The 17991-nt window shown below is 42.3% G+C and carries 17 protein-coding genes and 1 pseudogene; 8 read left to right on the forward strand and 10 right to left on the reverse strand.

The window, feature by feature from the left end; translation table 11 throughout:
- Nucleotides 1–284 precede the first annotated feature (284 nt).
- Nucleotides 285–3653 (forward strand): PAS domain S-box protein, encoded by a 3369-nt coding sequence (locus PseudUWO310_RS15860; protein WP_142602955.1) that lies wholly within the window; start codon nt 285–287, stop codon nt 3651–3653.
- Nucleotides 3654–3760: 107 nt separating this feature from the next.
- Nucleotides 3761–5077: a cytochrome P450 gene (locus PseudUWO310_RS15865; protein ID WP_142602957.1), complete on the forward strand. Its 1317-nt coding sequence runs from the start codon at nt 3761–3763 to the stop codon at nt 5075–5077.
- A 43-nt stretch (nt 5078–5120) separates the two neighbouring features.
- Here the strand turns inward: PseudUWO310_RS15865 and gyrA are convergent, their stop codons facing one another.
- Nucleotides 5121–7805 (reverse strand): DNA gyrase subunit A, encoded by a 2685-nt coding sequence (gene gyrA, locus PseudUWO310_RS15870; protein ID WP_142602960.1) that lies wholly within the window; start codon nt 7803–7805, stop codon nt 5121–5123.
- A 384-nt stretch (nt 7806–8189) separates the two neighbouring features.
- Between gyrA and PseudUWO310_RS15875 the strand changes: the two genes are divergently transcribed.
- A complete protein-coding gene (locus PseudUWO310_RS15875) occupies nt 8190–8447 on the forward strand; it encodes a hypothetical protein (RefSeq protein ID WP_142602963.1) in 258 nt (85 codons plus the stop codon).
- 13 nt (nt 8448–8460) lie between these two features.
- Here PseudUWO310_RS15875 and PseudUWO310_RS15880 read toward each other — a convergent pair whose 3' ends face one another.
- From PseudUWO310_RS15880 to PseudUWO310_RS15895, 4 genes are all read right to left on the reverse strand, one after another.
- The gene (locus PseudUWO310_RS15880) at nt 8461–8871 is read right to left on the reverse strand and encodes a type II toxin-antitoxin system VapC family toxin (RefSeq protein ID WP_142602965.1); all 411 of its coding nucleotides are present in this window, start codon (nt 8869–8871) and stop codon (nt 8461–8463) included.
- Nucleotides 8868–9083: a CopG family transcriptional regulator gene (locus PseudUWO310_RS15885; RefSeq protein WP_142602968.1), complete on the reverse strand. Its 216-nt coding sequence runs from the start codon at nt 9081–9083 to the stop codon at nt 8868–8870. The genes PseudUWO310_RS15880 and PseudUWO310_RS15885 overlap by 4 nt, the downstream gene beginning before the upstream one ends.
- Nucleotides 9084–9151: 68 nt before the next feature.
- Nucleotides 9152–9808: an MAE_28990/MAE_18760 family HEPN-like nuclease gene (locus PseudUWO310_RS15890; RefSeq protein WP_142602971.1), complete on the reverse strand. Its 657-nt coding sequence runs from the start codon at nt 9806–9808 to the stop codon at nt 9152–9154.
- Nucleotides 9805–10914 carry a DUF262 domain-containing protein gene (locus PseudUWO310_RS15895; protein WP_142602973.1) on the reverse strand — a complete coding sequence of 370 codons (1110 nt, stop codon included), beginning with the start codon at nt 10912–10914 and terminating at the stop codon, nt 9805–9807. Before PseudUWO310_RS15895 ends, PseudUWO310_RS15890 begins: the two co-directional genes overlap by 4 nt.
- A gap of 375 nt (nt 10915–11289) precedes the next feature.
- On the opposite strand from PseudUWO310_RS15895, the pseudogene PseudUWO310_RS15900 reads away from it, so the two are divergent.
- Nucleotides 11290–11491, forward strand: a pseudogene (locus PseudUWO310_RS15900) (type II toxin-antitoxin system HicB family antitoxin).
- 161 nt (nt 11492–11652) lie between these two features.
- Here PseudUWO310_RS15900 and PseudUWO310_RS15905 read toward each other — a convergent pair.
- The 4 genes from PseudUWO310_RS15905 to sufR form a co-directional block, all read right to left on the reverse strand.
- Nucleotides 11653–12054, reverse strand: a complete 402-nt coding sequence (locus PseudUWO310_RS15905; protein ID WP_142602975.1) for a hypothetical protein — start codon at nt 12052–12054, stop codon at nt 11653–11655.
- A 126-nt stretch (nt 12055–12180) separates the two neighbouring features.
- Nucleotides 12181–12798 carry a hypothetical protein gene (locus PseudUWO310_RS15910; RefSeq protein WP_142602978.1) on the reverse strand — a complete coding sequence of 206 codons (618 nt, stop codon included), beginning with the start codon at nt 12796–12798 and terminating at the stop codon, nt 12181–12183.
- A gap of 141 nt (nt 12799–12939) precedes the next feature.
- The gene (locus tag PseudUWO310_RS15915; protein ID WP_142602981.1) at nt 12940–13176 is read right to left on the reverse strand and encodes a NifU family protein; all 237 of its coding nucleotides are present in this window, start codon (nt 13174–13176) and stop codon (nt 12940–12942) included.
- Between the two features lie 187 nt (nt 13177–13363).
- Complete coding sequence (sufR, locus tag PseudUWO310_RS15920) at nt 13364–14053, reverse strand: iron-sulfur cluster biosynthesis transcriptional regulator SufR (protein WP_142603027.1); 690 nt, start codon at nt 14051–14053, stop codon at nt 13364–13366.
- Between the two features lie 309 nt (nt 14054–14362).
- Here sufR and sufB point away from each other — a divergent pair, with 309 nt between their 5' ends.
- The 4 genes from sufB to PseudUWO310_RS15940 all read left to right on the forward strand — a co-directional run bounded on the left by sufB (nt 14363) and on the right by PseudUWO310_RS15940 (nt 17143).
- Nucleotides 14363–15799 carry a Fe-S cluster assembly protein SufB gene (gene sufB, locus PseudUWO310_RS15925; RefSeq protein WP_142602984.1) on the forward strand — a complete coding sequence of 479 codons (1437 nt, stop codon included), beginning with the start codon at nt 14363–14365 and terminating at the stop codon, nt 15797–15799.
- Between the two features lie 170 nt (nt 15800–15969).
- On the forward strand, nt 15970–16395 hold the full coding sequence (locus PseudUWO310_RS15930; protein WP_142602987.1) for a DUF29 family protein: 426 nt from the start codon (nt 15970–15972) through the stop codon (nt 16393–16395).
- An 18-nt stretch (nt 16396–16413) separates the two neighbouring features.
- Complete coding sequence (locus PseudUWO310_RS15935) at nt 16414–16869, forward strand: DUF29 domain-containing protein (RefSeq protein WP_142602990.1); 456 nt, start codon at nt 16414–16416, stop codon at nt 16867–16869.
- 1 nt (nt 16870) lies between these two features.
- Nucleotides 16871–17143, forward strand: coding sequence for a type II toxin-antitoxin system HicB family antitoxin (locus tag PseudUWO310_RS15940; RefSeq protein WP_142602993.1), 273 nt, complete (start codon nt 16871–16873; stop codon nt 17141–17143).
- 178 nt (nt 17144–17321) lie between these two features.
- On the opposite strand, the gene PseudUWO310_RS15950 is transcribed toward PseudUWO310_RS15940, so the two are convergent.
- Nucleotides 17322–17930 carry a hypothetical protein gene (locus PseudUWO310_RS15950; RefSeq protein WP_142602996.1) on the reverse strand — a complete coding sequence of 203 codons (609 nt, stop codon included), beginning with the start codon at nt 17928–17930 and terminating at the stop codon, nt 17322–17324.
- Nucleotides 17931–17991 lie beyond the last annotated feature (61 nt).

Consider the following 17991-nt stretch of genomic DNA (forward strand, 5'->3'; position numbering starts at 1 on the left):
ATATTTACAGCTAAAACAATTATTTCCTGTAATATAAAAATAGGTAATTAAGTGCCTCCAGCAGAATTGAAATCCAGATATAAAGCTTGCGGCGCACGCAGCGTGTGCCGTAGGCTTTGGGGTTTTATATTTAATTAAGCCCACTTACTTACAAGTAGATAATATTTATTTCTACTTGTTTCTAATTTGGTATTACCTAATTATTGAATGTTTTTCAGTATTTCCGATCACCCGAATAAATCCTGAGACAAAGACTGATTTGTTTGTCTAAATCTTTCCATTATATGAAAAACATTGGCAATCTCAAGCGCAGCAATATTCCTACAACTAAGATTTTGCTGGTTGAAGACGATCTAGACGATCGCTTGTTTTTTGTGCAAGCTTTAGAACAGGTGGGACTTTTTTATGATTATGTTATGGCAGCTTCGTTCACGGAAGCGATCGCTATTCTCTCTCAGCAGGAATTGGCGATCGCCATAGTCAAATCCCAACTAAGGGATGGCGAGGCAAGCCAATTATTACCGAGCCTGCAAAACATTAATTGTCCATACATTATTACCCTAGCTAACGGGGAAGAAGAAACCGCCACCAAGTTAATCGCACAAGGAGCTACGAATTATCTGATTAGAGATCGCGATCGCTACTATCTCAAAATGCTTCCCGCGATCATCAAGGCGACCATTAGCTCCCATCAAACCATCGTAAAATTACAGGAGCAGAACCAAGCATTAAATATCGAGCTACAGGAACGAATCACCGCAGAGAAAAATCTGCGCGATCGCGAAGATCGCTATCAACAAATTCTCGACTCGATTCCCGATCTAATTTTGGTCAAGGAATCTGACTCGCGGGTAGTTTGGGGGAACAAGACCTTTCGAGACTTTTATGGAATTTCCTTAGAACACTTACAAGGGAAGATGGATGCACCCTTTAATCATCCCGACTTTACCAGTCAATATATTCGCGATGATAACTTTGTATTTAGCACTGGGCAAACATTGCATATTCCCGAAGAATCGGCAACTCGCCGAGATGGTTCAGTCAGACTCATGAGCACGATTAAAACGCCAATATTTGATGAAGATGGCGAAGTTAGGAAAATAGTCGTTATCAGTCATGATATTACAGCCCGTAAAGAAGCCACTAATTCCTTAAAAGAAAGTGAAAGACGATTTAAAACCCTAGCGGCGGTAGTACCCGTGGGGATCTTTAGAACGGATAAGAATGGGAATTGTATATATGTTAATGAGCAATGGAGCGAGATTGCGGGATTGAGTTTAGAAGAAGCGCTTGGGGAAGGTTGGGCAACCGCTTTACACCCAGATGATCGCGATAAAATCAATAACGAATGGTATCTCTCAGCCCAACAAAACCGTCCCTTTAAGTTGGAATATCGATTTTTAAGGAAAGATGGCAGCACCTCATGGGTACTCGGACAATCGCTGGCAGAAGTTGATCTCAGTGGCAAAATTTTTGGATATGTAGGCTCGATTACCGATATTAGCGATCGCCGTAAAGCCGAATTAACCCTTCAGAAGTTAGTAGAGGGGACTGCCGCTCTCACTGGGCTTGAATTTTTTCCTGCGGTAGTGAGCCATATTGCTGAAGCTTTAGCCGTGCCCTTCGTGAGTGTTACCGAGTTAATTGGCGATCATCTCCATACCTTAAGTTTCTGGGCTAAGGGAAGTTTGCAACCATCCATTGCCTACCCCGTGCAGGATACTCCCTGCGAATATGTTCTGAGGGATGGAGAATTTTACTGTGAGAATCAATTACAAACTTATTTTTTCAATGATCCCTATTTAGAAGAGATGCAAGCCGATAGCTATTTGGGCATTGCGTTAAAAGACAACTTCGGCAATGCGATCGGCAATCTTTGTATCATTGACACCAAACCCCTCGATAAGTCTAAATACCATGAATCGATCGCCATTTTAAGAATTTTTGGGGCGCGGGTTGCGGCGGAATTGGAACGCAAAGCGGCGACCGAAGCACTATATCGGCTCAATCAGGATTTGGAAATTCGTGTCGAGCATCGTACCAAAGCTTTGCAAGAGAGCGAAATCCGATTCCGTCGCATGTTTGACTCTAATGTAGTCGGCATGTTATTTGCCGACTTTGATGGCAATATCCTCGATGCTAACGATCGCTTTTTACAAATGATTGGCTACAGTCGGGAAGAATTTAATACAGGAAAAATATTTTGGCATAATCTCACTCCCCCCGAACATGTCCCATCGGACTATGCCGCCATGGGCAAGTTGATGGAACATGGATTTATCCATCCTTGGGAGAAAGAATACTATCGCAAAGATGGTAGTCGCATTCCTGTATTAATTGGTGCGGCTTTTCTTCCTGGCACGGAAAATCAGACTATTTGTGTGGTTATCGATATTAGCGATCGCAAGCAATACGAAACTCAGCTCAAGCAAACTAACGCCGAACTAGCGATCGCCACCAGACTCAAAGATGAATTTCTCGCGAACATGAGTCACGAACTGCGCACCCCGCTCAACGCCATCCTCGGCATGACCGAATCTCTCCAAGACGAAGTATTTGGCAGTATCAATGAGCATCAAAAAAAATCCTTAAACCTCATCGAAAATAGTGGTCTTCATTTACTTAAATTAATTAATGACATCCTTGATCTGGCTAAAATTGAATCGGGGCAGGTCGAACTAGATCTGGCTTCTAGCAATATTGAAGTCCTCTGCCAATCAAGTCTTGCCTTTATCAAACAGCAATCCCACAAAAAACGCATCCAAATCGAAACAAAAATCTCTCCAGATTTACCCCATGTATCGATCGACGAACGACGTATTCTCCAAGTTTTAATCAATCTGCTGAGTAACGCCGTCAAGTTTACCCCCGAAGGAGGGCGGATCGTCCTAGAAGTTAGCGATCGCCAAAAGGCAAACCTCGCCCATTCCGACCAAACAGCAGAAGTTCCTTCCCTTCAGGAATATGTTCAAATCAAGGTAATCGATACGGGGATTGGGATTTCCCCTGAAAATATTGATAAATTGTTTCAGCCTTTTATTCAAATTGATAGCGCCCTCAATCGCCAATATGAAGGCACAGGATTGGGGCTATCCCTAGTCAAACGAATCGTAGAATTGCATGGCGGTCAGGTAAGCTTAGTTAGCGAAGTGGGTGTGGGCAGCAGCTTTACGATTACGCTTCCCTATGCTGACGGTCAACTTGTCTCTCCCGCTCCCGAAACTCAGCCCGAAGCGTTTACAGCCCCAGAAAACAATGGATCGGAATTAAAAAATCCCTTTAAAATCTTACTAGTGGATGACAATGAAGCGAATTTAATTACCATTGAGAGCTACTTATCCGCTAGAGGTTACGACATAATCTTGGCAAGCAATGGGGAAGAAGCGATCGCCCTCGCACAGTTACAGGCTCCCGATCTGATTTTGATGGATATCCAAATGCCAGGCACAAACGGGCTGGAAACCATTAAACAAATGCGTCAGATCCCCAGTCTTGCCAATCAAACAATTATTGCCTTAACCGCCTTAACCATGCAAGGCGATCGGGAGAAATGTATCGCCGCAGGAGCGAATGAGTACCTAGCTAAACCAGTTAAGCTAAGGCAATTAGTGCTTACTATCCAGCAATTACATATAAAACCTCAAAACCTGTAGCGCACGCTGCGCGTGCGCTACAGGTTTTGATTTTGGGTTTTAATTATGCCCAACTACTTACTAGCTACTTATAATAAAAACATCTCCATCATTCCCAATTCAAACAGATGAATCTACCGCCTGGAAAGTTTGGACTACCAATTATCGGACAAACCTTACAGTTCCTCTTTGACCGTAAATTTGTTGACAAGCAATATGCCAAGTATGGTGCTATATCCAAAACCAGTATTCTGGGTAGACCAACCGTATATATGATCGGCTCCGAAGCTGCCGAATTTCTGCTATCCAGTCACATGGAATGCTTCTCATGGAAGGAAGGATGGCCCGATAATTTTAAGATACTTTTGGGAGAATCACTTTTTTTGCAGGATGGAGAAGAACATCGCCGCAACCGAAGACTCATGATGCCAGCATTTCACGGACAAGCCTTAAATGGTTACTTTGCCACGATGACCGAGATCTCGCAGCGGTATCTGCATAAATGGGAAACCAAGGGGGAATTTAATTGGTTTGATGAATTCAAACAGCTTACCTTTGAGATTGCCAGTCAACTTTTAATTGGCGCAAAGGCAGAAGATGACGTAGAAAGATTGAGTAAGTTATTCTCCACCCTAACGAATGGTTTCTTCGCGATCGCGCCTTTCCCTTTACCATTTACTGCCCTAGGGAAAGCGATCGCCGCTCGCGATCGCCTCTTACAACATATCACTCAGGTCGTACACCAACGCCAGCTCAATCCAACCAATGATGTGTTGAGTATGTTAGCCCAAGCCCAAGATGAAGATGGCGGACGTTTCAGTTTAGAAGAATTGAAGGCTCAGGCGATGTTAATGCTATTTGCAGGGCATGAAACCACCACTTCGATGTTGACTTGGTTTTGTCTGGAATTAGGTCGTCATCCTGAAGTTTTAGAACTGGCGCGACAGGAGCAAAGGGAATTAGCCCATTTGGGACAACTAAATCTCGACCAGCTAGGCAAAATGCCCTATCTCGACCAAATTTTTCAAGAAATCGAGCGCCTGCGCCCACCAGTGGCAGGGGGCTTTCGAGGCGTAGTCAAACCCTTTGAGTTTCAAGGCTATCACGTACCCAAAGGTTGGCTTGCTATCTATTCGATTATGGTTACCCATAAACAGGCAAATATCTATCCCAATCCCGCCCAATTCGATCCCGATCGCTTTAGCCCCGAGCGCCAAGAACACAAACAAAAACCCTTTAGTCTAATTGGTTTTGGTGGCGGAGCAAGGATTTGCGTTGGTCTTGCCTTTGCCAAACTAGAGATGAAAATTATCGCGGCAAATCTATTACGCAATTATCAATGGGAGATTTTACCTTCTCAAAATCTCGAACCCTTTGCCATTCCCACTCTTCGTCCTAAAGATGGGCTTAAGGTCAAGTTCTATCCTTTGACTAAACAAGCTTAAAAAGAAAGGCGGCGCGAAGCGCCGCCTTTCTTTTTAAGCTGCCTTAAGACATTTCAGGCTCATCGTTAGAAGATTCTGACTCTGGAATATCGGTATTTTGTGAAATAGAAGTATCCACGGTATTTACGACATCTACAGTGCTTTGAGTTTCCACTTCATCATGCTCCTCTTCTAAAGCTGGCGGGACTAGAGTTGCCCCCACGATCGCATCCGATGCATCCAGTCTTTGCAGGCGGACACCTCGTGCCGTGCGAGATTGGCAAGCGATCGCATCGGTAGATTGGCGCATGACAATCCCGCGACTCGTCACGATCATCAGTTCATTTTGTTCGTCAACCAAGCAAAGGGAAGCCAGTTGATCCTGACCAGATTTGAATTTGGTGACCCGTAGCCCTTTACCAGCCCGCTTCTGAATGCGGAATTGACTGACGGGAACGCGCTTACCATAGCCGCCCCGCGTGACAACTAGTACCCAAGGACCTTGAGCCTTATCGTTGCCAGTCTCGGCTTCTAGATTCTCATCTTCGGATACCGTTGCGGTGAGATCGATTTCTTCTTCGGATTCATCCGCCTCAATTTCCGCTAAACCTGCGGGGAGAATGTCCATACTCACGATGAGGTCGTCACCCGTTAGCCGCATCGATCGCACGCCACGAGTATCGCGCCCCATCGGACGCAACTGCTCATGGTCGGTACGGAAGCGGATCGACATGCCTTGCCGCGAACCGACAATAATCGTGTTATCGGCTTTAGCTCTTCTGACCCAACGCAGGAGATCGCCTTCTTCAAGGGCGATCGCAATGAGTCCATTGGAACGAATATTGGCAAATGCAGGCAGCTTGGTCTTTTTGATATAACCACCCGCTGTCAGCATGACGAGATATTCATCTTCATTGAAATCGCTGATGGGCAATACCGTGGTAATTTTCTCATCGGCAGCGATCGGCAGTAGTTGGACGACAGCCGTACCACGAGCAGCCCGTCCCGATTCTGGCACTTCATAAGCCTTGACCCCATAGACTTTACCGCGATCGGTAAAGAATAGCACCTTGTCGTGACTGCGACAGGCAAAGAAATGGGCGATCGCATCGTCATCCTTGACGTTCGCACTTGCCTTGCCGCGCGTAGCACGATGCTGGGCCGTAAAGGTATCGACGGGCATCCTTTTCACATAGCCTTGCTCCGTCACCATCACAATCGTTTCGCGATTGGCAATCAAATCGGCAGTATCGATATCGCCTTCATTGGGAAGAATGCGTGAGCGTCGTGGAGTGGTAAATTCGGCTTTGATGGCTTCTAATTCTTCACGGGTAATCGTCAGAATGCGATCGCGATTTTGCAGAATATGTTGTAGATCCGCAATCTTCTCGACTAACTGATTATGCTCGTCATTAATTTTATCGGCATCCTGAGCTGTGAGGCGACGCAACTGCATTTGTAAAATCGCATCGGCTTGGGCTTCTGTTAATCCATAGGTCTCGATCAAGCCCGCCTTTGCCGTACTACTATCCTCAGCAGCCCGAATCAGTGCAATGACCGCATCCAAGTGATTGAGCGCGATCAGCAAACCTTGCAATAGATGATCGCGTTCTTCAGCCTTACGGAGTTCGTACTGCGTGCGGCGGGTAATCACTTCATAGCGGAAGTCTAAAAATACTTGCAGCGCATGACGTAGCGTCAAGGTGATCGGTTCCCCATCGACGAGGGCAAGCATATTGCAGCTAAAGTTCGATTGGAGGGGGGTAGATTTATAAAGATTATTCAGAACTACGCGAGGATAGGCATCGCGCTTGAGTTCGATGACCAACCGCATACCATCGCGATCGCTTTCATCCCGAATATCAGAAATGCCATCAATTTTCTTCTCATTGACCATTTCCGCGATGCGTTCGATCAGCGCTGCTTTATTCGTTTGGTAAGGCATTTCCGTAATGATAATCGCCTCGCGATCCTGCCTTCCCGCAACTGAAATCGTTTCAAAATCCGCCACAGCACGCATTGTTACGGAACCTCGTCCTGTGGTGTAGGTTTCGCGTGCGCCATCGGTTCCCAAAATCAAGGCTCCCGTCGGGAAGTCAGGGCCAGGAATGTAATGCATTAATTCCAAATCCGTTAGGGATGGATTGGCAATCAGCGCCACTAAGCCATCCACCAGTTCACCCAGATTGTGGGGGGGAATGTTAGTCGCCATCCCTACGGCAATACCTGAGGAGCCATTAAGTAATAGCTGCGGAATTCTGGCGGGTAATACCAAAGGCTCCTGTTGCGAGCCGTCGTAGTTATCGCCAAAGTTGACCGTCTCCCGCTCGATATCCTGAATCAACCCGACTTGAGAAATACGGGTCAGCCGACATTCGGTATATCGCATCGCGGCGGCGGGGTCGTTATCGACGGAGCCAAAGTTACCGTGACCATCGACCAAGCGATCGCGCATCGAAAAGTCCTGCGCCATCCTTACCAATGCTTCGTATACGGCGGTGTCACCGTGGGGGTGATATTTACCAATTACGTCACCGACCACACGGGCGCATTTCCGAAAGGGGCGATCGGCAGTCATACCCAACTCGTGCATAGCGTAGAGAATGCGACGATGTACGGGTTTGAGTCCATCACGGGCATCGGGCAGGGCGCGACCGACGATCACGCTCATGGCATATTCCAAGTACGATCGCGACATTTCGCCGCGCAGGTCTGTGGGAATAATCCGATCTTCTAAGGTATCAGTCATACGGCTACTAAATTTCTCCTTGCATGGCTTGGCAGTGCTTGCCCCGTGTGATTATAGGCAATTCTTACTAAGTGTCTTTCTATTATAAGGCTTTGCGGGTTTGCTTTGCGCCTATAATTACGCCTGAGAAGGCGGCTTAGCGCTTAAGAATAAAGCAAATGATTTGGGTCTAGCCAGCACTGAACAGTTAAAATGCGATCGTCGCATTTGCGCTTTTTGTCGTTATGAAATAAACGTTTCAACAAGTATTCCCTATTAGCCAACCTAATAATCGCCATACCAAAAATAGATAAATGTGCCATTCTATGAGCAGATTTAATCTAAGCTTTAAAGTTAACATTTTACGGGATAGACTATACTGAAGATTATACGGTTGATAGCTTGATGAGCATTGGAGAGTTTGAGATGCTTGCCGATAAAATTGTGCGGGTTTCACCTGAAGCATTTCGGAATAGGTTAAAGAGTTATCCTGATTGGGAAAAGTCTTCTCATTCTAGTTTAGCTGTGAAGTTTTTAGAGAAAAGACGACAAAGACTTGCTCAAATGTCTGAAGTGGACATCCAAGATGCAGAGCTTGCTTTTGAACGGTTTAAGGTAAGTATTAATAGCGATCGCCCAGATAATGCAAAGCTTTATTTATGATCGTCTTTTTCTATTATGGCAATAGTTCTAAGTAGTCGATACCTTCAGGTCTAATGATATTAAAATGTCGGCGATCTAGAGTCAAAATTCTATGGATATTATGGCTTTCAGCAAGGGCTACCAAACTAGCATCAACAAAGCCGATGGGAATATCAGAGTAACGAGCCATGATCTCTGTGGTGCGACGGATTTCTTCAATCTCTATCGGTAAATAGATAAACTCACCCTCTGTCATTGCTTCTAGAAAAGATCTGACAACTGCTTCACCGAGATATTTTGTAACTAAGTAGTCTACTTCGGGTAGGACTGTGACAGGAATCAGCAGATCAAATGATTGAGCGACTTCAACAACTGCGGTATGGTGTTTGTCGTCTTCGTCAAGTAGGGCAATGATTGCGCCAGTATCAGCAATAACTCTAATCATTCTTTCCAGAGTAGTTCGTCTACACGCTCAGAGAGATCAGAGATACCGCTTTTGCCCATACCAACACATTTAGGCAACTTCTTTTTCTTATTCACAACATAAAGTTGGATTGCTTCTTGAATGATTTCCGAAGGTGTTTTTCCTCCTTGTGTTGAGAGTTGATCAAGGATTTGCTCGGTTTCTTGGGGAAGGTATATGATTGTTGGTTTCATAAAATTAAGTGGGGGTATTGCAAAGGTATTATTTTTATCTCAAGTCGTTGAATTTATGCAATTCCAAACTAGTTATGCATAAATTTTTTTAATGCGGCAGAATTTTCTATTTGAGTGCGAAATATTTCAAGCATTGTTATAACTTCTTCATGTAACTCTATATATGCTTCCCTATCAGGCATCTCACTATAATCGTTGCCATGAGCAATTTCATTCCTTGATTTTAATAGCTTGACATCAATCAATACGATTTTAGTAGAGAACGGTAAAAAATCTAGACCAAGAATCTCAGTTATTTCTTTTAAGATTTCCGAAGATAGATTTGATGCAGTTGATATTGCATCTTTAGGCTCAGGCAGGGAACATCTTTGATCTAATTGCGAAAGAAAAAAATTGCAGACAGGTATAAATGATGATGGTTTATTTGTCTCTTTTGCTTCTCTAAGTTGTGCTTTCATAGCTAAAGCCAAAAAATTCTTAGAAAGCTGATTATATTTTAGCTTTTTTGCTATAACGTATTCCAAATAAGAGCTTGCCGCTAATTTTACAAATCCTTCCCAATGAGAATAAAGAATACATACTCCGCCCTTAAGTAATACATTATGCTTTTGGGGCGAGAGGCTTTTCTGCTCTATCAAAGATTTAATTTCAGAAAGCTCTCTCTTTCGCCAAACAAGATCTTTAGCGAGTTTATCACTTAATTCTTCAAGAGTTCGGATCTTCATAAAGGAGAAAACTTCTGTCTGCCAAGGGGGATAAGAAAGGGTAATCGTCTAGACGCATTCACACCCGCTCCTGACCACTGTTGATAAATCGGATCCGACCAGATGCTTTTTATCTGATCAGAAACTTGATTGGCAGGAAGTGGATTTTGATAGTTATATCCAATTCCTAGAGCGATCACCTCATATGCAGATAATATGAAGCCTCCAAGGAACCTATCGCCATCAGTTTTATAACGCTTAAAACTGTTATCTTTCGTGGTTTGATCAAGAATATTGAATGTCGAGTTAAATGCTTCCTTTATACGCTCAATATTTAAATCTTCTTTGAGAGCCATTTCACGCATTCTATCAGTTAAAAAGACACTAACGTCTCCACCTAATTTCTGAAGGCTCTCATCGTCTTTATCAAATAGCAGAATAAATCGTAACACCAATTCCATATCATACTGTTCTTCATAGAGTCTATCACTTAAAGCAATACAGCTTTTGAACGATTCACTATCTGCAAGTTGTCTAACCAAATCGAATAAATCTTTATTCAACATCAAAAGAATGCAATTCCTCACCTCTTGTGGTGTCGCAATAGAGCCTCCAGTATTCAATCTCTGAAATAGCTCGTATTTGATCATTTCATCGCTTTCTTTTTGAATAATATGCACTGCAATTTTTGAGCGTTTAATGAGTAACCTCTGTACTTGAGTTAGGGAATTATCTGCATCTTCTGGATCATCCCATTTTTTCCCTTTTAAAGAAGGTAAATACGTTGTTTCTTGTAATGCTACTAATGAGCTATTCTCAGTTTGATTATGAGATCTAAAGATACCAATAAATTCATATATTGTTGATAATCTTTGTAGACCATCAATAACATCCCAAATACCATCATCTCTTTGACTAACAAAAATAGGTGGGATTGGTATACCTAAAAGAATTGATTCAATAAAAGTCGATTTCTGATGCTCTGACCAGCGAAAAAATCTTTGAAAATCGGGATGAATATCAATTTCGTTTTTCTCATAAAGGCTTATCCACTCACCAATAGACATTGAGTAGCCATCTGTCCGAATTTCCTGTCTTGTTTTATCAATTTCTTCTTGGAGAGACATTTTTAGTAGACCTTAAATACTCATGCATCTTAAATATTCTAATGATAACTGTATAACTATGCTTAAGTGATGGCAATACCTAGACATTAACAATGGTAAAACTGCTAAATAACTATGCTCATATGGGTGAGTAGGTGAAGCCAGTTAAAAAGGACAACTGAGATCCTTATATTTAGTAAACGCGATGTGCAACTATTTTTGAGCTATTGCTCTCAGGTTGTTTGGGCTACCGAAAATTCAAACTACTCATTAGTGCAGTACGAGAAATCAATGCTTTCAGGCTTTTAGTTGCACATCGCATTTTAGTAAATGAATTTTTTGAGCGAAGTCAAGTTTTACCTGATTACCCGCATGAGCGGTCTATAGTTATAAGCCATGAAACAACCCAAACAACTAACCTGCATCATTGAATGTGAAGGCGAAGGCTATGTATCCCTTTCCCCACATAGATATTGCCAGTCAAGGTGACTCCGTAGAAGAAGATAGAAAGAAACTGATTGAAGCAATCGAATTGTTTTTTGAAATGGCAAGTCTCCAAGAAATTCTAGCAAGTTGGCACACTTCAATCGATCATTAGAAAATCGGGACTACCCAGATCTTTATTTGAAGTGTGGTAAATAAGCGATCGCTCAATCCCTGTTACCGTCGTCAATCAAACTGCTAAATTGAAACAAATGGCTAAGATTACGATTCAGAATGTTGATTTTAGCTGACTAGTTTTAACTCTTTTAAGTTTATTTATTCGTTGTTAGTCAGCCAAATTATTCTCAATAATGTGGAGTATTTGTTTGTGTATGTAATTATTTTGCCCCGCTTATCTTTTAACCATTTCTGTGGGTCGGATGGCAAATAGCTTACGGGATAAATTCTGCGACTCGACCAATCGCCAAAGTAAGAGATGCTTAGCGAATTACTAGTACTTTTGTAACTGTAAATATAGGATTGAGGATTGCCTAGATCGGACTTGAAATCTACAACGATTTTACAATCATGGATTGATTTTTCATAGCAATTATTATTGGTATCACTAACATTCCTAATATTTCTAACATTTTGAATAGTTCCATCTTCGATGCTAGTAATTTCATAGGGTTGTAATAATGGATTCTCTTCATAGGCTTGAGCCTTGGGATTCGCCAACCATGAATAAGGTACGCGCGGATCATGATGGGTTTGCGATCGCTCGGCAGCAAAGTTAAAGGATAACCATCGCCTTAGTACTGGATGATCGGTGGGAATTAATTCTCCATTTCGATATCGCCATTGCTATCCAATGATTCCCGTGGTTTCTCCATTCTCCGCCCATTGAGTCGTCCAAACTTCAAAGCGATCGCCATCAGGAACAAAAGTTCCTAACTTGCCATATTCCTGAGTTTCAAATTGCATCGGCTTTGGTAAGGGGTAAGCGGGATCGGAAAAAATATAAATAGTCCAATAGGCAACTCCCAAACCGTTACTAGTTCCGTTGTGCTCTGCAACAATTAATTCCTGTCTTCCATCTCCATCCAAATCAACCTCAAATGCATCAAATTTCAAAGAAAATTTTGCTTTCCAATTTCCTATTTCTTTATTGTCTCGTTCGAGAATGAATTTATTTTCGCGCCAGTCTAAACTATGGCATTTCCTCAACTTAAATTTTTGGCTAGGCATTACTGCTTTCGCTTCAGAGCATTTTTCTACAGCATCTATTTTTGGTGATGGGGAAATAGCTGCTGATGGGGTTGCTACAATTTGCTGATTTGGGACATTCGTAGTTCTGATATTTGAAGTTTTGATACTGTCAGTTAGTTGAGAATGAGATGCCGAAATGCATCCACTTAAAGCGATCGCGAAACTCGATAAACCTAACAAGCTCAATCTAAACTTTATCTTTCTACGCTTCACAATCCAAATCCACCTCAACCCGAAATACTCAATAAATCTAAGGCAAAGATGACAGCGCTCGATGCGGCATTTCTCTACCGATTCAAGAATTTGTGATGCTAAAAGGACGGGCGGCGCAAAGCGCCACCCATACTTACCTATTTAGAAAACCTGCTCAATTTCGCTGATTTCAGGAATTTCTTCCTTTAACTTCCGCTCAATACCCATTCTGAGAGTCATTGCCGAACTAGGGCAAGAGCCACAAGCACCTTGTAAGCGCAATTTCACGATAGGACCTTCAATATCTACTAGTTCCACATTGCCACCATCGGACATTAGATAAGGGCGCAACTCATCTAAAACATTTTCCACATTCTCTCTCGTTAGAGTCTGACTCATATTTTTTCCTATTTTTTTAATATTGATTTCAAGCTTAATAAGCACATCAGCATATTTAAAGAATAAAAACAGACCCTGTGCCGCCCGCTGTGCGAGTGGCCCAGCGTTTTAGGCTTTTAGTCTATTTATACTCAGCTACTTAATTATGCTAGCAGAATTATTGAGGGCGATCACTAAGCTCCAGCCCTCAATGAATGGAATTTTGGATTAAGTATCCACAACGATGCTCACCGTTAACCATCCAGTGAGTTCGTTCCACAGGGCAACCTAGAACGGTCGCAAACATTTCCAGCTCATGCCCACACACATTCGGAAATGACTCGGCAACATGGGCGATCGCACAGTTATACTCCGTAAAAATAAAGTTCTGATTTTCCAGATCATTTCCCTCAATAGGAAACCATTCCGTCACATAACCTTCTGATCGCCGAATTTCCGCTAATTTCTCCAATCTTTGCCTGAGGGAACCACCTCCCAATTGCGACTTATAATGCTGAGCTTTGCGTTGCCACTGTTTGTGTAACACCTCCGATACCTGCTCCTTGCCAAGGGTATCGATGAGTGTATCTAAGAAATTTACGGCAAATTGGTTGTAACTATCGGGAAAGCGATCGCGTCCTGCGGCAGTCAAGGCATAAATAAACTGAGGACGACCCATACCCAACTGCTCGGCGGTGTGATAGATCGCCCCCTCAGTTTCTAAATCTTTTAAATGCTTGCGAATAGCCTGCGGACTAATATCTAACTTCTCAGCAAGCTCTTGGGCGGTTGCCTCGCCACGCTTTAGTAAATGCTGCAAAATATCATGCTTGGTATCATGCTTGGGATCATGTTTAGCATCACCTTTACTGTCTGTTTTTAAGTCTAGCCCAACCATTTCAACAAGACCAAGGGGAGTTTGCATAAAATAAGCTCCTAATCATATTGTCGATTTGCCATGCTTTGCAATTCAGATCGCAATCGCAATATTTATAAAAAAATTGACTTTGACAACCTATGTGTTGTTAATGTAACCTACAATTAGTAAAGAAACAAGTAAGTTGTTTTAGTAGCATTATAGCTAAATAAATAGCTAAATAATAGCTAATAACTTTTTGCAATGTCACTTTGAGACATCGCAAACCTTATTCGATTCCTAATTCGAGCCTTAATTCGAGCCTTAAATTTATCAGGAGCCTCCACTGACATGACTGCAACGGTTCAAGCACTTGTCAACCAACCATACAAATACGGATTTGTTACGTCCATTGAGTCGGACACGATTCCTCGCGGGCTTAGCGAAGATGTCGTCCGCATGATTTCGGCTAAAAAAAATGAGCCAGAATATATGCTGGAATTTCGCCTCAAAGCGTATCGCCAATGGTTAAAGATGCAAGAACCGACTTGGGCGCATGTGGACTATCCTGCGATCGATTATCAAGATATCGTTTACTATTCCGCCCCCAAGCAGTCCAAGAAAAAGGCAAGCCTCGATGAAGTCGATCCCGAATTGCTCGATACCTTTGAGAAATTAGGTATTTCCCTATCTGAGCAAAAGCGTCTCGCCAATGTTGCCGTTGACGCGATTTTTGACAGCGTTTCCGTCGCGACTACCTTTAAAAAAGATTTAGCCAAAGTCGGCGTAATTTTCTGCTCGATCTCGGAGGCGATGCATGAATACCCCGAACTCATCAAAAAATATCTAGGAAGCGTTGTGCCGATCGCTGATAACTATTTTTCGGCGCTAAACGCCGCCGTATTTAGCGATGGTTCCTTTGTCTATATCCCCAAAGGTGTGAAATGTCCCATGGACTTGTCCACCTATTTCCGCATTAATAATGGCGATTCTGGACAGTTTGAGCGTACCTTGATTGTTGCCGAAGAAGGTAGCTATGTGAGCTATCTCGAAGGCTGTACTGCACCGATGTTTGATACGAATCAATTGCACGCCGCAGTTGTGGAAATAGTTGCCCTCGATGATGCGGAAGTCAAATATTCCACCGTGCAGAACTGGTACGCTGGCGATAAAAACGGCAAAGGCGGTATTTATAATTTCGTAACCAAGCGCGGCTTATGCCAAGGCAAGAACTCTAAAATTTCTTGGACACAAGTAGAAACTGGCTCGGCAATTACTTGGAAATATCCCAGTTGTGTCTTAGTCGGTGAAAATTCTGTGGGTGAGTTTTACTCTGTAGCGCTGACTAACAACAAGCAACAAGCGGATACTGGCTCAAAAATGGTACATATCGGCAAAAATACCCGCAGTAAAATCGTTTCTAAAGGTATTTCCGCAGGTGGCTCCCAAAATAGCTATCGCGGCTTAGTGAAGATTTCACCAAAAGCTGAAGGAGCGAGAAATTATTCTCAATGCGACTCAATGCTAATCGGCGATTGCTCCCAAGCGAATACTTTCCCCTATATCCAAGTCCAAAACAATACCGCCAGAGTCGAGCATGAAGCCTCCACTTCTAAAATTGGTGAAGAACAACTCTTCTATTTCCAACAACGTGGTATCGCTGTAGAAGATGCAGTGTCGATGATCATTAGCGGCTTCTGTAAGGAAGTATTTAACGCTTTGCCGATGGAGTTTGCAGTTGAGGCAGATAAGCTTTTGGCTCTGAAGTTAGAGAATAGTGTTGGATAGTTATTAGCTGTTAGCTTTTAGCGATTAGCTATTAGCTTTTAGTATTTAGCTTTAGTGGATTTGGTGATTAGCGGTTGGCTTTTAGTCTTCAGTTCTGATAAATATTTAGTCATACAGTAAATTAAAGCTAACCGCTAAAAGCTAAAGGCTAAAAGCTAATAAAAAACAATATGGAAGAACTCATAGAACTACGATCGCTAATTCAGAGAGGAGATACCCAATCTGCTCTGATGCTGATTGATGAGCTAGAAGAGATGAGCAAAGACGATAAGATCAACAAAATCCAAATTTATGCTGTAATTCTTTTGATACATCTAATCAAGCAGTCTGCCGAAAAGCGTTCTACAAGTTCTTGGGATGTGTCAATCCGTAATGCTATTTTCTCAATTCAACGTACTAACAAACGGCGTAAGGCTGGTGGTAATTATTTAAGCGATCGCGAAATTCAAGAAATCCTCGAAGTTGCCTATGATCGCGCTTTAGACAATGCCAAACTAGAGGCTTTTGGTGGTGCTTATGATGCGATCGCCCTTGGTAAAATGGTGAATCAATCGGAAATATTGAAGCGTGCCATGCAATTATTAACCACGGTTTGAAACTAAGGAGGTGTGGAAATGCTAGCAAATCCCAAAACAAATCCGAAAACAGACTGGAAGATGATGGCAATTAACTCTCATTTCCAAACTGCTGAGGCTGCTCAAACTTTGCTCCAACAAGGACAAACGGAAGAAGCAAAAGCCGCACTGAATGCACTAGTTGAGGCAATGTCAAGATCAGAACGTCAAGCTCTTAAAAGTCAATTAATTCGCTTAATGATGCACATTATTAAGTGGAAAACCCAGCCAAATAAGCGGAGTTGGAGTTGGATTGTTTCGATTCTTGATGCGCGTGATGCGATCGAGGAAAGCCAAGAAGAGATGCCTAGTCTCAATCGAGAGTTTATCGAATCGCTTTGGGATCAGGCTTTTATCAAAGCAAAGCGCAAAGCCAAAGCTGAGATGAATTGTAAATCTGATATTCTAGGTTTAACTTGGGCAGAGGTCTTTGAAGATGAATATGTAGGTAGTTAATATGGCTGTTAAATTTATTCTTAGTGATTATGTAGAGCAAGCTCTCAGACAAGCAACCTACGACAAGCTGGAGGATAACTCTTTTGTTGGACGTATTCCAAATTGTCACAGTGTAATTGCTTTTGGCGAAACTTTACGGGAATGCGAATATGAAGTGCAATCTGTATTTGAAGACTGGTTGTTTTTAGGTTTAAAGCTAGGTCATCATTTACCGATCATTAGTGGAATCGATCTAAATCAGGAGCTAAAAAGTGAGCCGATTAGCACCATGTAAGCGTAAAGGAATTCCGTTCCACAGCTAAAAATGATGATAAAAGAAATTGAAAATATTTTAGGTAGAGAAATCACGGTTGATGAGTGGAATGCATTGAATTAGTAACCCTTCATCTTTAAGTAATTGATGCATGATGTTACACTAACGGATTATCCAAATGCTTAAGTCTTTCTAGCTATTAGATTAGATCTGGTTTACACATCCATGCCAAAGCATTAAGCAACCAATTCACAGGAGGAACGACATATTCTTCTAAATCTATGGTTAAATTTTGTTCCTTCAATTGTAAAAATAGCCAGCGATTGCCACTAGTCACACAACCATAAATGACATCGATCGCATTTTCTCGACTCAAGTTAAACCTTTGTGCAGCGACCATTTCCGCAATACATTGACCTAAACCTGATTTCAAGTCATCCTTTTTCGCTTCCACGATCGCCACTACAGGGGCTTCTACAAACAACTGCTCGGTTGAACGACTAACCAAGAAATCACAAACCCCATTTAAACCAATACTTTCATCCACATTAAACTCTTCCCCTGAAAAAAAGCTAATTTGCCGATCAAGCTGTTTTCTTACTTCAAATAGAATGGGCGAAATAATTAATTCTGATCGCGCTTTTTCTGATCCCATAGCGATCGCTAGCGGAATACTTTCTTGTAAAAATTCAGTCAGGTTGGCGCTAGGAGCAATTACATCTAAATCAGGTAAAAATCTTACCCCTTCGATAAAATTGAGATTTAGTTCTTCCTTCGCTTTGCGTAACGTAAAAGCATTGTAAGACATGGTTTCTCACTCTTGTTCTGCCAATATCTATCTACTACATAAGTATACCGCTTTTGATTTT

The sequence above is a fragment of the Pseudanabaena sp. UWO310 genome (assembly GCF_006861605.1).
GTDB lineage: Bacteria > Cyanobacteriota > Cyanobacteriia > Pseudanabaenales > Pseudanabaenaceae > Pseudanabaena.

Coding starts and splice junctions, on each gene's coding strand:
- PseudUWO310_RS15860 (WP_142602955.1), top strand. CDS start 285: ATGAAAAACATTGGCAATCTCAAGCGCAGCAATATTCCTACAACTAAG.
- PseudUWO310_RS15865 (WP_142602957.1), top strand. CDS start 3,761: ATGAATCTACCGCCTGGAAAGTTTGGACTACCAATTATCGGACAAACC.
- gyrA (WP_142602960.1), bottom strand. CDS start 7,805: ATGACTGATACCTTAGAAGATCGGATTATTCCCACAGACCTGCGCGGC.
- PseudUWO310_RS15875 (WP_142602963.1), top strand. CDS start 8,190: ATGAGCATTGGAGAGTTTGAGATGCTTGCCGATAAAATTGTGCGGGTT.
- PseudUWO310_RS15880 (WP_142602965.1), bottom strand. CDS start 8,871: ATGATTAGAGTTATTGCTGATACTGGCGCAATCATTGCCCTACTTGAC.
- PseudUWO310_RS15885 (WP_142602968.1), bottom strand. CDS start 9,083: ATGAAACCAACAATCATATACCTTCCCCAAGAAACCGAGCAAATCCTT.
- PseudUWO310_RS15890 (WP_142602971.1), bottom strand. CDS start 9,808: ATGAAGATCCGAACTCTTGAAGAATTAAGTGATAAACTCGCTAAAGAT.
- PseudUWO310_RS15895 (WP_142602973.1), bottom strand. CDS start 10,914: ATGTCTCTCCAAGAAGAAATTGATAAAACAAGACAGGAAATTCGGACA.
- PseudUWO310_RS15915 (WP_142602981.1), bottom strand. CDS start 13,176: ATGAGTCAGACTCTAACGAGAGAGAATGTGGAAAATGTTTTAGATGAG.
- sufR (WP_142603027.1), bottom strand. CDS start 14,053: ATGGTTGGGCTAGACTTAAAAACAGACAGTAAAGGTGATGCTAAACAT.
- sufB (WP_142602984.1), top strand. CDS start 14,363: ATGACTGCAACGGTTCAAGCACTTGTCAACCAACCATACAAATACGGA.
- PseudUWO310_RS15930 (WP_142602987.1), top strand. CDS start 15,970: ATGGAAGAACTCATAGAACTACGATCGCTAATTCAGAGAGGAGATACC.
- PseudUWO310_RS15935 (WP_142602990.1), top strand. CDS start 16,414: ATGCTAGCAAATCCCAAAACAAATCCGAAAACAGACTGGAAGATGATG.
- PseudUWO310_RS15940 (WP_142602993.1), top strand. CDS start 16,871: ATGGCTGTTAAATTTATTCTTAGTGATTATGTAGAGCAAGCTCTCAGA.
- PseudUWO310_RS15950 (WP_142602996.1), bottom strand. CDS start 17,930: ATGTCTTACAATGCTTTTACGTTACGCAAAGCGAAGGAAGAACTAAAT.